The 16,595-nt window shown below is 46.9% G+C and carries 8 protein-coding genes; 2 read left to right on the top strand and 6 right to left on the bottom strand.

The genetic code is table 11. The annotated features are described in order from the left end of the window. Nucleotides 1-109 precede the first annotated feature (109 nt). The 3 genes from OSCIL6407_RS0103535 to OSCIL6407_RS0103525 all read right to left on the bottom strand — a co-directional run bounded on the left by OSCIL6407_RS0103535 (nt 110) and on the right by OSCIL6407_RS0103525 (nt 2,827). Nucleotides 110-1,000, bottom strand: a complete 891-nt coding sequence (locus tag OSCIL6407_RS0103535; protein WP_007357813.1) for a methylenetetrahydrofolate reductase — start codon at nt 998-1,000, stop codon at nt 110-112. 199 nt (nt 1,001-1,199) lie between these two features. Further along, the gene (trpS, locus tag OSCIL6407_RS0103530) at nt 1,200-2,213 is read right to left on the bottom strand and encodes a tryptophan--tRNA ligase (RefSeq protein ID WP_007357812.1); all 1,014 of its coding nucleotides are present in this window, start codon (nt 2,211-2,213) and stop codon (nt 1,200-1,202) included. A 53-nt stretch (nt 2,214-2,266) separates the two neighbouring features. Continuing rightward, on the bottom strand, nt 2,267-2,827 hold the full coding sequence (locus OSCIL6407_RS0103525; RefSeq protein ID WP_007357811.1) for a Uma2 family endonuclease: 561 nt from the start codon (nt 2,825-2,827) through the stop codon (nt 2,267-2,269). 58 nt (nt 2,828-2,885) lie between these two features. Between OSCIL6407_RS0103525 and OSCIL6407_RS0103520 the strand changes: the two genes are divergently transcribed. Further along, nucleotides 2,886-3,185, top strand: a complete 300-nt coding sequence (locus OSCIL6407_RS0103520; RefSeq protein WP_007357810.1) for a hypothetical protein — start codon at nt 2,886-2,888, stop codon at nt 3,183-3,185. A 132-nt stretch (nt 3,186-3,317) separates the two neighbouring features. Beyond that, a complete protein-coding gene (locus tag OSCIL6407_RS36125) occupies nt 3,318-3,665 on the top strand; it encodes a hypothetical protein (protein WP_173401160.1) in 348 nt (115 codons plus the stop codon). 130 nt (nt 3,666-3,795) lie between these two features. On the opposite strand, the gene OSCIL6407_RS0103510 is transcribed toward OSCIL6407_RS36125, so the two are convergent. From OSCIL6407_RS0103510 to OSCIL6407_RS0103495, 3 genes are all read right to left on the bottom strand, one after another. Then, the gene (locus OSCIL6407_RS0103510) at nt 3,796-5,568 is read right to left on the bottom strand and encodes an SWIM zinc finger family protein (protein ID WP_007357807.1); all 1,773 of its coding nucleotides are present in this window, start codon (nt 5,566-5,568) and stop codon (nt 3,796-3,798) included. Between the two features lie 319 nt (nt 5,569-5,887). Beyond that, the gene (locus tag OSCIL6407_RS0103500) at nt 5,888-11,509 is read right to left on the bottom strand and encodes a type I polyketide synthase (RefSeq protein ID WP_007357806.1); all 5,622 of its coding nucleotides are present in this window, start codon (nt 11,507-11,509) and stop codon (nt 5,888-5,890) included. After that, nucleotides 11,506-16,524 (bottom strand): type I polyketide synthase, encoded by a 5,019-nt coding sequence (locus OSCIL6407_RS0103495; RefSeq protein WP_007357805.1) that lies wholly within the window; start codon nt 16,522-16,524, stop codon nt 11,506-11,508. Before OSCIL6407_RS0103495 ends, OSCIL6407_RS0103500 begins: the two co-directional genes overlap by 4 nt. Nucleotides 16,525-16,595: the final 71 nt, after the last annotated feature.

Raw genomic sequence — 16,595 nt, 5'->3', positions numbered from 1 at the left:
TGATTGCTTCTAAAGGGGAACTAATTAAAATGCAGCGCAGTAACAAAGACAAATCTAATTCGGGTATGAATTAGCTGCTAGATAGGGGTTGACAACCATTCCATTGTAATTAAGTTAGTGGTGGAATTCCGGCCTTATCCAGAATTTGGGGAATTAAATCTTCCCGCTTCACGGCCATAACATGAACTCCTTGACAAAGTTGCCGCGCTAATTGAACCTGTTCTGCGGCAATTTTTATCCCTTCTTCTAAAGGTTCTGAAGCATTTGCTAAACGATCGATTATGTGCTGGGGGATATTAACGCCGGGTACGTATTTATTGATAAATTCGGCATTTTTTGCAGATTTCAGTAGAAATATTCCTGCTAAGATTGGCTTGTTACAACCTGCGGCGATTTGATTCATAAATTTATCTAAAATTTCAAAATCGCTGATTAATTGACTTTGGAAAAATTGAGAACCTGCTGCTATTTTCTTCTCGAATCGACTTTGCAATCCTGACCAACTAGGGGATTGAGGATCGACGGCTGCACCTACAAATAATTCGGTAATGCCATCGGTTAAAGGTTTGTCATTCCAGTCAGTACCGCAATTCATTTTTTGAATTAATTGCAGCAATCTTACTGCTTCTAAATCAAAAACACTTTTGGCTTTGGGATGGTCGCCTGCTTTGACTGGATCGCCTGTTAATGCTAGGATATTTCTGATGCCTAAAGCGTGAGCGCCCATGAGGTCAGCTTGAATACCGATTTGGTTGCGATCGCGACAAGCTACTTGACAAATTGGTTCTATTTCGTGTTGTAATAAAATTACGGAAGCTGCCAAAGGACACATCCGCAATACGGCTCTACTGCCATCGGTAATATTGACTGCATGGACTCTATCTTTGAGAGTTTGAGCCATTTTAATCATGTGGGTGGGGTCGCCGCCTTTGGGCGGTGTCACCTCGGCGGTAATGATAAATTCTCCAGGGGTTTTGCAGGCGGTACGAAAACGATTCATCCGATTTGATATTTGAGATTTTACTTGGTTATTGAGTTTCTAAAACTGGGCGGTTAAAACCGCTTCTACACAAACTAAACCCGCCTACGCGGGTTTTAACAACCTGGTTTTTTTATAGTCCGCGTAGGGGGACTTTGTTTGTGTTCCCGCATTACTTAGCGAATTATATTCGCTGGGGGGTTTTAACTTATTTTACCTATCAATCAGGGAGAGAATAACCAAAGGCTTTTTTAACTTTTGTAAGCGTTTGGTTGGCGATCGCACTAGCTTGTTCCTTCCCCTGACGCAAAACTGATTCCAGATAGCCGCGATCGTCCATTATATCTTTATACTTGTCCTGAATCGGTTTGAGCGCGTTAATTGTCGTTTCTGTCAACAATGGCTTAAATTCACCCCAACCCATATCTTGACACTCTGCGGTAACATCTTCCTTAGTTTTCCCAGAGAGTAGCAGATAAAGTGTCAATAAGTTTCTAGCTTCGGGGCGATCGCTACTGTCAAAGGTCAAACCTCGCACCGCGTCAGTTTTGCAGCGCTTAATTTTTTTAGCGATCGCATCTGGGGAATCTAGCAAATTAATCCGACTTTGTTCCGAAGGGTCAGACTTAGACATTTTACGAGTTCCATCAGTCAAACTCATCACTCTGGCCCCTTCCTTGCGAATTAGGGGATCGGGAAGTTTCAACACTGGATTTTCCGGTGTACCAAATTGATGATTTAATCTGACAGCAATATCGCGGGTAAGTTCCAAGTGTTGCTTTTGATCTTCCCCCACGGGCACTTTATCGGCATTATAGAGTAAAATATCCGCCGCCATTAACACGGGGTAATTTAGCAAACCCGCATTTACATTTTCTCCCTGTTTGACAGCTTTTTCCTTAAACTGAATCATATCTTCCAGCCAATTGATCGGCGTGATACAGTTAAGCAACCATGCTAATTCAGTGTGAGCGGGGACGTGAGACTGCACGAAGATGGTAGAATGTTGTAAATCTATACCGCAAGCTAAGTACAAAGCTGCGATCGCGTAAGTATCTGACGCTAACGTTGCTGGATTGTGGGGTGCAGTAATCGCGTGTAAATCGACCACACAGAAGAAATTTTCATACTGACTTTGACCTTCTACCCAGTTACGAATAGCACCGAGATAATTACCAAGGTGGAGATTACCGGTTGGTTGAACTCCAGAGAGGACGCGCAGTTTTTTATCCATGAGTTAGAATTGAACTGAAATCAATTATTTAGTGTGACACGATATTTTAACTATTAATCAAACACTGGCGGCCAAAGTTCAGAAATTGGCAACTCCCAACCAGGAAATAATTCTGGTATCGTCAAAGTATCGCTGCTAGTTAACACTACAGGCTCACCTGTAAGACGATAAATAGTAACTGTTTCTTTGTCAGGGTCAACCAGGAGGCCAACTTGAGATCCGAGTGCTAAAAAAGATTCGATTTTTTCAACAATGAGTTTAATTCTATCAGTTTTAGATTTAATCTCTACCATCAAGTCGGGGACTAGCTGCACAAAACTTCTTTGACTGCGTTTGAGCTTTTCGGCCTTGACAAAGGATACATCAGGAGCACGTAAATCTGCATCAGGATTGGGGAGGATGAAGCCGCCACTGGAGTCATACACGCGCCCCATTTTGCGCGGAATGACCCACACATTTAGAAAGTAGCTTAACCTAGCGCCGATTTCGCTGGATGTGATGTCACAAGGCCCCATAACGCTAATTTTCCCTTCTACAAGTTCTAGTTGGTAGTCCTGATGAGATTCTTGGAGGGTGGTTTGCATCCGCTCTAAGTCTTTAAGTGTTAGAGTCATAATAACTATGTCGGGGTGAATGGCAGTATAGTTTTTGTAGCTTAACCTGATTCTAATTATGACTTACTCTTCTCAAAATCCCATTCTTGAACTGAAGAAGTGCCTGATGCTGGCCCAGGATGTTACGAATCACGTCGAGGCAAATCGAGCGTTTGAGCAATTGTGCAACCTTATAGACGCTGAAAATCCAATGGCGGCGCAACTTTTGGAGATGCTATGGCAAGATACGATCGCGGCGAGGCGATCGGCTGCTTTTTGGCAGCAAATGAGTGATGTTGAGAAAGACATGGCTAATAAAATGATGGACAATATGGCAGAGATGCGGCAGAATTATCTGCGGTTAATGCAGGAAATGTAGGGTGAAAATACGGATTTTGAACGCAGATACAGAGATAATTTGCTTGAAATTTGAGAATGATGAACTCATTTTTTAATTGTCTGTTGTTGGTATCTGCGTTTAAATCCGTGTTTGTTATTCTTAAATTTGACAATGAAAATGAAACTAGAAAATTTATCGACAGAAATTCTAGATAAAATGCAGTTTGCGATCGCGTCAAGGGAGAAAACTTTTTTCTGGCAATTTTATATCACGAATGGTTTGTTATTGAAAGATCGGAAGTTTTGGAACTATGTTACTAGCATCCCAAGTAATTATTACAGGTCTATCGGTTTCATTGAGGGCTGTTATCGTGCCGTAATAATTGCCAGATTTGACGATATCGCCTACTTTAAAGGGAAGTTGAGCGAAAGGAGGCAGACTGAGAAAAGGAAAAATTACCGCTACCACTTCTTTGACTTCACTGGGGGGAGCGTTGTCAGGTTTAGAGCAAGTATTTGAGAAGCCAATTAAAGTCGTGTTAGAGTCCATAACCTTTGAGAAGTTAATTGTTTTCAACTTCTCCCGTTAGGGGATATCTTCTTGCGCTTAATCCCTAAATTAATTCAAATTAAGTTTCAATTTTATTTCCTTAAGTAAGCGGTTTGAGTAATTCCATAAATTTTCGTTTACGGCCGTGTTGTTCTACAAGAGAATTGCGATAAATTAACCAATCTGATTGACGATTAGATTGCAGGTAAGCACTACGAACTTTATGCAGCCATTGTATGGCAACATCATAAACATCTGCTTTACCTCGATTAACAATTGATTCAGCTTCCTGGCTCGCATTTTTAATTACCCAATCTGGGCGGTAAGGGATAGCAGCTTCCATGACTTGATGAATGAGCCGAGAATGATAATAACTCAAGGGTGTGACAACTTCTATGGCTTTATCTATCAGCCCTTCATGCAAGAAAATGTTTACCTTAGCTTCCTGAATTCCCCATCTATCTTGGGAGCTAATGTTAGTTAAAAGCTCAACTTTTAGAGTTTCCCATTCCTCTCCAGATAACTCCTTAATATTCTGGTAATCCTCGAAAGAAGGCTGGGCAGAAAATGCCTTAATTTTGGCTTTCATAGCAGTAGCACAATCGCCTAATTCTAGAGCTAAATTGCTTGCCCAAGTTGCGAGTTCATACAGGCAATGTCCCTCCAAGGAAAACCCCGCTTGAGCTACTTCTAGTGCTTGACTTTTTGCTCCCTGTTTCCGCAGTTCAAAAGCTAAGGCTTTTGCTTCTTCTACTGATGTCATCAGAGTTTTGGCAGTCGATATCGCCTCTGAAATTCGTCCTAAACTAACTAACATTACTAAATATTGTTGATTCATTCCTTCTGCTTTTGCCAGGTACAAGTATTCTTCATACCGTTCTCGCCGCTCTAGAATTTGCAACCGAATCAGAGCAATATCCTCCGCATAATCGGGTGCTTCTCCTTCCCAAACTCCTCGCTCTAAAATATTTCCTTGCAGGATAAGTTGTAGGGGTGGAAAGTCCCAACCTTGGCGCAATGCTTCTAAACTCATGGCAAAATTAGCATCCCATTCATCTTGCCAATTTGTAAGATTTTCTTGGAGTTCTATCTGCTGTTCTTTAGTGAGTTCAGCACAGAGAATAGCCTCCGTCCATGCTTCATTGAGTGCTTCAACAATGCCCTCATTATATGCGCCATAATCAGCGACATCATCCCAATGTTCTATGCAGGTTTCGGTAATACTTTGCAAGATGGCGATCGCGTTATTGCCATCTTCACATTGACTAAATTCTTGGGCTTCTGAAATTAAGTCAAGAATATCTGGTGTAATTGGATCTTCCTCGTCCCCATCTTCTAAATAACGCTCAGCATCGCGCAAAATTTGGCGAACTTGTTGACGGTAAGGGGCTGTATTAATTGTACTAATTTTGGGAGATACAGTTGGGGATTTTTGATCGCGGGTAACACTAACAATACGATTAATGTGGCGTTCAATGCGATCGATAAGATCGGGTTGTTCTGCGGCTAGATTTTGCAGCAGGAGTTGAGTTTGTTGGTGGTTGAGGCGATCTAATAGGTGTTCTAAAGTGGGACGTTCTTCAATTTTTTGTGGCTGGTGCAGGCAAACTAAGAGAGTAGCAACAATGTGCTTGCACCACCCACCGAAACTGTAGGCGCAGGTACAAGAGGCTTCGGCTAAATTTTGGCTTTCAAAGCTAAGCCTGACGCGGTAGGATGGAGCTTGGCTACCCTCTACTTCAGCTTGGAGGATCTTACCACGCAAGGTGAGGGCTTCAACTGCGTCATTACGATAGTAGGTTTCACCGCGCTCAAAAGATTGGGGGCTGCTGTTTTGGCGAAGTGTAGCTTCTGCGAATTTTGGAATCGGCATTGAGCACTCCCTAATTTCTGTTGATAATTTCTGCAATAATTGCACACATGGAAAACTCAAGAGCAAAAATGCCCACTTCCGAAGAAATTGCTGCTGCCATAGAGACAATCGACCACTTGACTGCTTGGCTACAAGATACCGGATTAAGTGCCTCCGCGATCGCCCACTAATTTTAGCGATCGCCACCTTAAGTTTTATTGATTTATCAGCAATTACGCGGTTAGCATATCAGAGGGACTTGATTGAAAGAATTCTTCGTGGTAGTAATGGGACGTGAGTTGTTAAGCACTGCATAGCCTTAACTGAACCGTATTGACACCTAATCTAGGTGTTTCGATAATTTTTGCAGGATGGTAGACAAAGATTCATCCTCATCTGTTGTACCAGGCGTATGCTTTTCCATCGTACTGTCTAGCACATCTGTTTTGTTATCAACGCTTGTTCCGACGGACGAGGGATCGAGGTTCTGCAAACTACTCGGCAACGAGTCTGCTTGCTGCGATGCTGCGCTTTCCATCGGCGTGAGTACGATTTCTGTGAGGTACTCAACCGCTAATTCTATGGTTGGGTAATCAAAGGCAAAGGTGACAGGCAATGAGCAATCTAACGTGCGTTGTAAACTGTTACGCAGTTCGATAGAGGTGAGCGAGTCAAGACCTAATGTGACAAAACCGACTCCTTCTTCATTTGGTAGCTCCGCCGCGTTTATTCCTAACAATTGAGCGACTTGAGAGCGAAGGTGAACTTCTAACAATTTAGGTCGATCTTGTGGGGCAGCTTGCTTTAGTTTTGTCTGAATATCTTCTATTTTGGTAGAATCATACGAAGCTTGCTTATAACTAGACTTAGAAAACTTCTCATAAAAAGGTGAATTGCCTTTTTGATAGTCCAAGAAGCGAGTCCATTGAATTGGTACGACACCAATTTGAGCGGCTGGCTCGTTCAGTAATTCGCCGAAAAGCTCTAAGCCTTTCTGTAACGGGATAGCCTCTTCGCCTCTTTGCTGCATTTTGTCCAGTAGCCCTTGTCGTGCCGCCATGCCGACTTCATCCCAAGCCCCCCAGTTGATGGAGAGGCTGGGTAGCCCTAGCCCTTGCCGATAGGCAGCCAAGCCATCTAAGAAGGCATTGGCAGCCGCATAGTTCGCCTGCCCAGGTGCGCCCAACAGAGAGCTGGCAGAAGAAAAGAGAACAAAGAAGTCTAGTGGCTGCTCAAGGGTCAGCTTATGCAGATTCCAAGCCCCCTGTACCTTTGGCAACAAGACTTTTTTTAGTTTGGCTGGGGTTTGTTGGAGCAGACTCGCATCATCGAGCACTCCTGCGGCGTGGATCGCACCACGCAAAGGTACGGTCAGATCGGTCAAAATCTGCGCCAATGCGTTCTCATCGCTAATATCGGCTTGAGCCACGATGATTTGCGCCCCTACTGCTTCTAGTTCATCCAACACCAGACGAACTTCGGTGCTAGGCTGACTGCGCCCCAGCAAAACGAGATGTTTTGCCCCCTGTTCCACCAACCACCGTGCGATTTGTAATCCGACACCGCCCCATCCGCCAGTAATCAAATAGGTGCTATCGTTGCGGATCTCAAGTGCTTGTTCGGATTTAGGTTTGTATCGGCCCAGACGTGGCACGTATGCTTGACCATTGCGCCAAGCCAACTGACTCTCTTGGCGTAGGCGCAGCCCGCCGCAGGCATCGCTTGATAGATGGCTTCTTGTTAGCTGTGTAAATATCGTGTCAGCCACCTCTTCCCGTGAATATCCGGCCCCTACATCCATGTAGACACAGGACAATTCTGGGTGTTCTAGCATGATGACTTTGGCAAGCCCCCATAAAGATGATTGCGCGAAGCCATTTACTCGATCGCATTCAACCACCGCTTGTGCATCACAGGTGACAATCAGGAGTGCTGGCGGGTTTGCGTATGTTTTGAGCAAGGCTTGTACAAGGTGTAGCACTGCCGTGCAGTTATCTTGTGCTTGCTGCATGGGGTGAGAATCGTCTTTTCGATCCAGCCCCCATAAATAGACGACTTGTTGTAAATCTGGCAAGGTAGGGAATATCGGCTCGTAGTTGGTCAGTATATGCTCCGCCTGTATCGCGATCGCTCTCACCCCAGCAGTGTCCAACCTTTCCGCCAATGCAGTCCCTATTCCGCTCCGATCTGATAAAACTAAGCAACTACCAGAGATAGCACCATCAGAAGGAGCGATCGCATCACTCGATCGAGCTTGCCACTCAATGTCTACAAGCCAGTTGTGTATGTGTGTTGTTCCCAGGAATTTTTCGGGAGAGGCTTCACGAAGTACAAAGCCAATGGCTTTAGCAAAGGTTTCTCCAGCTTCATTCATAATCTGGAAGTCATATTTGAATTCCCCAACCTTCCTCGCGTAACACCACCACTCTGTTCCCGTGACGGGTTTGTAAAGTTGCAGAGAAGCAAATGACAAAGGCACTCTGGTTGCGGAGTCCCCGTACTCGTACTCCATGACAGCAGTGGTAGAAAGCGAACTATCAAGCAATATGCCGTGAAGTTGGTGTCCCGATACGGAGCCGATCGCCTCTGGTATCTGAAGACGGGTCAATGCTTCATCTTCCCCATGCCAAAGTTGCTGTACCCACCTAAAGGAGGGCCCCATTTCAAATTTTTGTTTGACTAAGCTATCGTACCAGTTATGACCATTTACGGTGTGCGGACAACGCTGACGTATATCATTCGGGGAGAGTGTTGGCGGTTGGGCATCGCGTAACATACGAAGACACCCTGTTACATGGACTTTCGGTTCGTTCTCTAAGCGACCATCCGGCATGAAGCTAATAATCTGGAAGGTCATGGGTGGGAATGTTCGATCGCTTTGATTCTCGCGTGACGTATCGGGTGTGAAAATCGCCTGCACGATGACAGTATCATCGTCGTGAAAGATAATTGGTTGGTAAAAAGCAATATCGGTTAATTCATGCCGATAGTCTGGGTATAAAACGTGCGCCGCATTGAAGATTAAGGAGGCTAATACTGCCCCCGGTACAATGACTTCACCGTAAATCCGATGATCGTAGATATGAGGCATCTGTCGCACGCCAAACTCGGTTTCAAACACCACCTTTTTCTCTGATGGCAGCCGAATCATCTGATCCAACATTGGGCCGACCCCTTGTTGTTGGGGCTTTTTGAGCGTACTTTCGACCCAATGTCGTTCTCTCTGAAATGGATAGGTAGGCAACAATATTTTGTGCCGCGAATAATCCTTGTCAAAGCCCGCCCAGTCAATCTCGACTCCATTAACTACGAGTTGACCGCACGTACAAAGCATCTGCTGCCAATCGCTACCCTCTTGGCGCAAACTAGGTAGCATAAGCGGATGACTAGCTGAACCGTTGTCACTATGAATCTGCTTTGCCATGCCCAACAATGTTGATTTGGGCCCCACTTCTAGGAAGATGTCAGTATTCTGTTCTTGCAATGTGGCAATACCATCGGCAAAGCGGACGGTAGAGTGGATATGACGCACCCAATAATCAGGTGTGGCTACCTCGTCTGTTGCCAATTGTCCGGTAACGTTAGAAATCAGTGACAAGCTGGGTGACTTATAGGTGATGGCTCTAGCAACGTCTCGGAATGCGTTTAGTATGGGAGTCATCATTGGCGAGTGGAAAGCGTGAGAGACTGCGAGCAGGTGTGTTTTGATGCCTTCCGATTCAAACTGTGCTGCTAGCTTGTCTATAATTTCATCTTTGCCAGAGATGACCACACTTTGCGGCCCGTTAATAGCCGCGATCGCCACATCTGCGCGGTAAGGCGCGATCGTCGCTTCTACTCGCTTCTCATCGCTTCTGATGCTAAGCATTTCCCCGTGAGGTAAGCCTTGCATCAAACGACCACGCGCTGCAATCAGCTTTAGCCCATCTTCTAAACTAAAGACACCCGCCAGACAAGCGGCCACATATTCACCCACGCTGTGTCCCAGCACGACATCAGGTTCAATGCCCCATGATATCCATAGCTTTGCTAGGGCATATTCAAAAGCAAAAAGGGCAGGTTGGGTATAAACGGTTCGATCGAGTGGCGAATCTTCCGAGTAGCTTTGCGTCGTGCTACGTGAAGTGTAGAGTATGTTCAGAATTGATTCACCCAGTAATGGACGCAGAATGCCGTCACAGTCATCCATAATATGACGGAAGGTGGGCTGAGTTTCATAAAGCTCATGCCCCATATCGATGTATTGTGACCCTTGGCCAGTAAACAGAAAAGCGATTTTAGGGCTTAATTGATTATCTGGCACCACATTATGCTGCATTTGCATTGAGGGCCGCTGTGGATAGTGTTTTAATTGTTCTGCTAACTGCGCGATCGAGTCGGAGACAATGCTTAAGCGATCGCCAAAATGATTGCGCCCGACATTTGCGCTGTAACATAGATCGGCTAGGGACATGGCGGGCGCTTCATGGAGAAATGCCACGTAACGGGCTACCAAGGCGTTGAGCGCCGCTTCGTTTTTGGCTGAAAGCGTCAGAATGTGCCAAGGACGTTCAGGGCTATTTTCTGATTTTTCGTTTTGGCGTACAGGTGCTTCTTCTACGACTAGATGACAGTTTGTGCCACTCATACCAAACGAACTCACCCCAGCGATGCAGTTTTTCGCAGACCAAGGTATACATTGTGTCGGCACTCGAACTGGCGAAGATTCCCAATCAATGAAGGGATTCGGGTTTTTGAAATGGAGAGAAGGAGGAATCTGTTTTTCTTGTAATGATAAAACGACTTTTATCAGCCCTGCAATACCGGCGGCTGGTTCTAGGTGTCCGATATTGGTCTTCACAGAGCCAATCCACAAGGGTTCTGAACGAGAGGAGCCAAAGACTGTCGTCAATGCTCCCACTTCAATCGGGTCGCCCAGTTGTGTCCCCGTGCCATGCGCTTCGATGTAACTTACTTCTTCAGGCTGAACCTTAGCGTTTTGTAGCGCCTGTCGTAGCAAGGCTTCCTGAGCCAGCTTGTTGGGAGCAGTTAAGCCACTGCTGCGCCCACCATGATTGACTGCACTACCCCGTATCACGCCTAAAATTGGATCTTTTGCTGCCAGCGCATCACTGAGCCGTTTGAGTACGATCGCGCCACAACCCTCGCCCCGTCCATAGCCATCGGCGGTAGCGTCAAATGTTTTACTGCGACCATCAGTCGCAAAGGCATTTAACTGGGCAGTCCCAATCATCGGGTCTGGTATTAACATGAGCTGAACGCCACCAGCCAGCGCCAGATCGCACTCCCCTAGCCGCAAACTTTGACAGGCAAGATGTACAGCCACTAAGGAGGAGGAACAGGCGGTATCGACAATCATGTTAGGGCCTTGAAGTCCCAACAGATAGGATAAACGCCCCGCAGCATAATAATTGCTATTGCCCGTTGCAGCATAGACATTATCGCGATCGCCAGTATTTTTTAGGTGAGCGTAATAATCATTTTCGCTCATCCCAACAAAGACCCCCGTTTGGCTATCCATCAATTGGCTTGGAGCAATTCCAGCCCTTTCAAATGCCTCCCAAGCCACCTCAAGAAGCATTCTATGTTGGGGATCTATACTGGCCGCTTCGCGTGGCGAAATATCAAAAAAAGAGGCATCGAATTTATCCACCCCATCAACAAATGCAGCTTCGCGAATATACATTTTGCCTGACTGCCCAGGTTTGGGATCGTAGTAGTCATCGACTGCCCAGCGATCGGAGGGGATTTCAGTTACCATATCAACACCACTCTGAAGTAGTTTCCAGAATGCCTGTGGTGAATCCGCGCCCGGAAAACGCAGCCCCAGCCCCACAATTGCGATCGGTTCGTGCGCCCGGCGTTGCATCGCTTGAAGTTGTTGGCGTGCTTCCTGTAGGGCTACCCCTACACGCTGAAGTAATGTAGCTGCATCTTCATTTGCTGCGATCTTTTCTGTCATTGTCGATCTCCTTTCATCTCATTCAGTAAGGATTCAAGTGCGAATAAATCTTCTGTTATGGAAGTAATACTGGGATCGACAGCAGCGCTGGTACTTCTTTCTTTGTCACTATCTTTGTCCTCCGCATTTTCATCTAATGTGAGAATTACTGAGGTATCTGGCTCACATTGTATGTCGATTTGAGTCAATAAAAACTTAGCTAAACGATCCACCATAGGATAATCAAATGCAAGCGTTGCAGGCATCTGAATTTGCAGACTTTCTTCCAAACGCCGCCTCAATTCAAGTGACATCAACGAATCCATCCCCAACTCCGTGAAGGGTTGGTGGACTGCGGGCAATTCGGGACTACGCAAGACAGCGGCAACTTGCGTCTGTAGATGGCGCAGCAACATTTTCTCTCGCTCTTTTGGCCGAGTTTGCTGCAATTGTTCGAGCAAGGTAGGGCCAACTTCATGAGGAGGTGTAGATTGCTCTTGGGTAGTGGAGGAGGATATGTCAAGATTGAGCAAAGCAAAAAAGGCCGAGCGCGTATCGTACATCGTGCGAAGCCCATCGGTGGAAATGGCTGCAATTTGGGCGGATGGTTGTTGCAACAGATAGGCAAAGAGTTGCAATCCCTGTTCTGGTGCAATTTCCAAAGTGCTACTATCTTGCCCAACTGTGGCGCTTTGTGAAGAAGCTTGTTTGAGACGTGCGGCCATTCCCACATCAGACCAAGCGTCCCAGTTAATCGAGAGCGCTGGCAAGCCTTGTCTTCGCCGATAATGAGCAAAGGCATCCAGAAAGGCATTTGCGGCAGCATAGTTAGCTTGTCCAGCATTGCCTAGCAATCCTGCACTTGAAGAGAAACAAACAAAGAAATCAAGCGACATCTCTTTAGTTAGTGTATGTAGATGCCAAGCCCCCTCTAGTTTGGGGACGAACACCTTGCGAAAACGCGCCCAATTTTGCTGTAACAAGATCCCATCGTCCACTACACCAGCAGCATGAACAATACCAGCTAAAGGATATGCCTTGTCAATCTGTGCCAACACATCAGCCACTTGGGAGCGTATCCCAACATCGGCTTGCGCCACCGTCACCGTTGCACCCAGCGCGGCTATCTCTTGCAGTTGTTGTTGGGCGGCTGGTTGGGGTTGGCCGCGTCCGATCAGCACTAGATGAGTAGCCCCCTGTTCGACCATCCACCGCGCCACCAGCAAGCCCAAACTACCCAAGCCACCTGTAATCAGATATGTGGCATCTGGTCTAATCAGCATTTTTGGTGATGTCGCGGGATGCTTCTGATAACGCTTGAGCCGTGCCACATAGCGAGTTCCATTGCGCCAAGCGACTTGACTTTCGTGTGGGATGGCGGTGCGTGTGAACTCAGATGCGGCGCGGAGTTCAGCCGCCAGAAACTTTGCCTGTTCGTTTGGAAGCCCTTCGCGATCGAGGTCGATCGATACACAGTTGAGTTCAGGATGTTCTAAGGCTATCACCTTGCCCATGCCCCATAAGGGTGACTGAAGCACTCCGACTACGCGATCGTCTTTACGCACAGCTTGCGCGTTGTTTGTCACGAGCCACAAGCTAGGAGTGCGCGTCTCAAGTTGCACGACTGCCTGTAGCAAATGTAACAGAGTGCCAGTATTTAATTGTACGTTCTCGATTAGGTCTGATACTCTATCCAAGCTCGGTATATCTAAGCTCCAAAGATGAACGATACCGTACAAGCGAGGGAGAACAGCCAACAACCTTTCATAATCCTCCCCTTGCGTCGGATCGATCCGAAAATATGGGGTGTCCCCCTCAGTATTTTGTTCATTGTTAGCCGAGCGATATTCTTGGCCAGCATAGACGAGCGTAGTTATATCCCCTTGCTGGCGTAATTGAGCTGCAAGTGCTTCGCCGTAGCCACTAGCATCGGCAAAGATGAGCCATTGTCTGCCCTCTGTTGCCACGACAGGTACTTTGACAGGTAAAGTAGATAGCGGCAGCAACTGCGGTTGCCAAACTACTTCATAAAGCCAATCGTAGATTTGCGCTTGTGTCGCTTCCTGACGCTGTTGTTTTACCAACAGTTCGATGATGCTGGGTAGGACTTCCCGTGCGTCGCCTGAAAGTACATCCGTCGCCACCAAAAGGTCTATGATTTGCTGCACGTTGCCTTGTTGGAGATGCTGCACAATGGTAGTCGAGGGACGGATTTCTGTGGTTTCTAAAGGTGGAGCGGCCTGTTCCTCGATCCAATAACGTTGACGCTTCCAGGCGTAGGTTGGTAGGCGTACCTTGCGTCTGGCGTAATCGCCATCAAAGCCCGCCCAATCTACCTGGACACCAAGCGCATACAGTCTCCCCAAACTCTCCAACAGTGTCTGCCAGTTGGGTTGGTTGGGGCGCAACGTGGGAATAGTGACAGGGCGATCGCGATCGGCAGTCTCGTCAAAACATTGTTGCACTAATCCTGACAAAATCGGTTTTGGGCCAACTTCGAGGAAGACTCTGACATCCTGCGCTTGCATAGTTGCAACACCATCAGCAAAACGCACAGGATTGCACACATGATTTACCCAGTAAGCAGGAGAAGCGATCGCTCCTTCCTCAAGAGCAGACTCATCGCAAATCAAGTCGCCTGTTAGGTTACTGACAAGAGCTATTTTGGGAGCGCTATAGTTAATTTCCCTCGCCACCTGTGCGAACTCCTGCTGCATTGGTTCCATCAATGGAGAGTGGAAAGCGTGTGAAACGGACAATCTCTTGCACCGGATTCCTTGAAGTTCTAGCGTGTTGGTGACGACTTGTACGGCTTGGCGATCGCCCGAAATGACGACGCTTCGTGGCCCATTCACTGCTGCGATCGCAACTCGGCGGTCAGCTTGAATAGCCGACCTCACTTCCTTGAGGGGGGCCGATATAGCAACCATCTCGCCATCTTGCGGTAGTGCCTGCATCAAACGGCCTCTTTCGGCAGCGAGTTTGAGACCATCCTCCAGAGAAAAGATACCCGCCACACAAGCTGCCACATATTCACCTATGCTATGGCCCATTACGATATCTGGCTCGATTCCCCACGATCGCCACATCTGTGCAAGCGCGTATTCTACGGCAAAAAGGGCAGGTTGGGTATAAGCCGTCTGGTCAATTTCGTTTGACTCATGGTCTGGATATAACACCGAAAGCAGTGGGTTTCCCCACGGACTGTTTCTTGATGAAAAAATGGATTGCAAGATTTCGGCGCAGCGATCTAAACAATCATGGAAGGTAGGCTGGGTCTCATAAAGTTCTCGCGCCATCTGCACATACTGCGAACCTTGACCTGTAAACAGAAAAGCGACCTTCGGTTTACGAATGTTTGAAGGGGCGTAACCTTGATTGATGTCCAAACTTACTGACCCTTCTTGATAAGCGGCCAAATGAGCCTGCATTTGGAGGCATGAAGTGGCAGATAGAGCAAGGCGATGAGCAAAATGGGTGCGTGCTGTATTGGCTGTGTAGCATATATCAGCAAGACTTGCATCAGTAGCCCTCAGAAACTCTTGATAGCGCCTAACTAAGTTAGCCAACGCTTCTTCATTCTTGGCACTAAGGGTCAGCAAGTGCGATGGTCTTTCGATTCGCGCGCGATCGCCAATTGGTTCGCTAGATGGGGCTTCAGACAACACAATGTGGGCGTTGGTGCCACTGAAGCTAAAAGAACTAACGCCTGCAATCCGCTTTCTATCCTTCGATGTTTTGTCATCCCAAGCATGAAGCGCGATCGGAATTTTAACGGGGAGATTTTTCCAATCAATATATGGATTTGGTGTCTTGAAATGCAAGTGAGGGGGAATCTGCTTGTTTTCTAGCATCAAGACAACTTTAATAAGCCCTGCAATGCCTGCGGCGGCTTCTAAATGACCAATATTTGTCTTAACCGAACCCACCCAAAGTGGTTCCGTTCGCTGACCAAACACTTCGTTCAATGAATCCATCTCAATAGGATCGCCAAGGGGGGTGCCTGTGCCATGCGCTTCTATATAACTCACATCATCTGGCGCAACACCTGCTCTATGCAAGGCTTGCTTAATTACAGAGACTTGTGCGGGGCCTCTTGGAGCCGTTAAACCGCTGCTATGACCATCATGATTGATCGTCGAACCGCGAATGATAGCAAGAATATTATCCCCATCGGCCGTTGCATCTGAGAGACGCTTCAGAGCAATCATCCCGCAGCCTTCGCCTCGCACATAGCCATTTGCATTTGCATCAAATGTTTTACAACTGCCATCAGGTGCCAGCATCCCCCCCTGAGAAAGGCCAATCATCTCACCTGGATCTATGAGTAAACCGACTCCGCCAGCTAGTGCTAGATGGCATTCTCGCTGACGCAGACTCTGACAGGCTTGATGAACAGAAACCAAAGAAGATGAACAAGCTGTATCGATCGCAAAACTGGGGCCCATCAAACCCAGGATATAGGATATCCTCCCCGCAGCGACGCTCACATCAGTGCCACTTAAGTCATACAAATCGGTTTGCCCAATCCGGTTCCTGTTTTCGATCTTTAAAGATTTGTAGTTGCTGCCACCAATACCGATAAATACACCAGTCGAACTATCAAAAAGGGTTGCGGGAACGATATTCGCCGATTCAAGAGCTTCCCAACTGACTTCAAGCAGTAAGCGTTGCTGTGGGTCCATGCTAACGGCTTCACGCGCAGAAATGTTAAAGAATGATGGCTCAAATGTATCGACCTCATCCAAAAAACCGCCGTAACGAGTATACATTTTCCCGACCGATGTGGGGTCGGCATCATAATATTTATCCACATCCCAGCGATCGGCAGGAATTTCTGTAATGGCTGATATACCCTCGCGCAGTAATACCCAAAAACGCTCTGGAGTGGTGACACCGCCCGGAAAACGGCAACTCATACCAACAATGGCGATCGGCTCATTCTTTTGGGCTTCTACCCCAGCTAATTGCGATCGTAGGCTATTGATCTCGTTCAAGGCATTTTTCATCAAAACGCCATAATTTGGCTGAGTCATCTTCGCTTATTACCCTGGGTAAGCCCCCATATCTTCTGACAGGGCTGTTTTATTCTAAGTTACTCCCTTCC

Source organism: Kamptonema formosum PCC 6407 (assembly GCF_000332155.1).
Lineage (GTDB): Bacteria > Cyanobacteriota > Cyanobacteriia > Cyanobacteriales > Microcoleaceae > Kamptonema > Kamptonema formosum.
Note: the sequence above shows the minus strand (reverse complement) of the source record. Positions and strands in the feature narration are given on the sequence as shown.

What these genes read in the sequence shown, in the direction of transcription:
- OSCIL6407_RS0103520 (WP_007357810.1), top strand. Translation starts at nt 2,886, where the DNA reads ATGACTTACTCTTCTCAAAATCCCATTCTTGAACTGAAGAAGTGCCTG.
- OSCIL6407_RS0103535 (WP_007357813.1), bottom strand. Translation starts at nt 1,000, where the DNA reads ATGAATCGTTTTCGTACCGCCTGCAAAACCCCTGGAGAATTTATCATT.
- OSCIL6407_RS0103525 (WP_007357811.1), bottom strand. Translation starts at nt 2,827, where the DNA reads ATGACTCTAACACTTAAAGACTTAGAGCGGATGCAAACCACCCTCCAA.
- OSCIL6407_RS0103495 (WP_007357805.1), bottom strand. Translation starts at nt 16,524, where the DNA reads ATGACTCAGCCAAATTATGGCGTTTTGATGAAAAATGCCTTGAACGAG.
- trpS (WP_007357812.1), bottom strand. Translation starts at nt 2,213, where the DNA reads ATGGATAAAAAACTGCGCGTCCTCTCTGGAGTTCAACCAACCGGTAAT.
- OSCIL6407_RS0103500 (WP_007357806.1), bottom strand. Translation starts at nt 11,509, where the DNA reads ATGACAGAAAAGATCGCAGCAAATGAAGATGCAGCTACATTACTTCAG.
- OSCIL6407_RS36125 (WP_173401160.1), top strand. Translation starts at nt 3,318, where the DNA reads ATGAAAATGAAACTAGAAAATTTATCGACAGAAATTCTAGATAAAATG.
- OSCIL6407_RS0103510 (WP_007357807.1), bottom strand. Translation starts at nt 5,568, where the DNA reads ATGCCGATTCCAAAATTCGCAGAAGCTACACTTCGCCAAAACAGCAGC.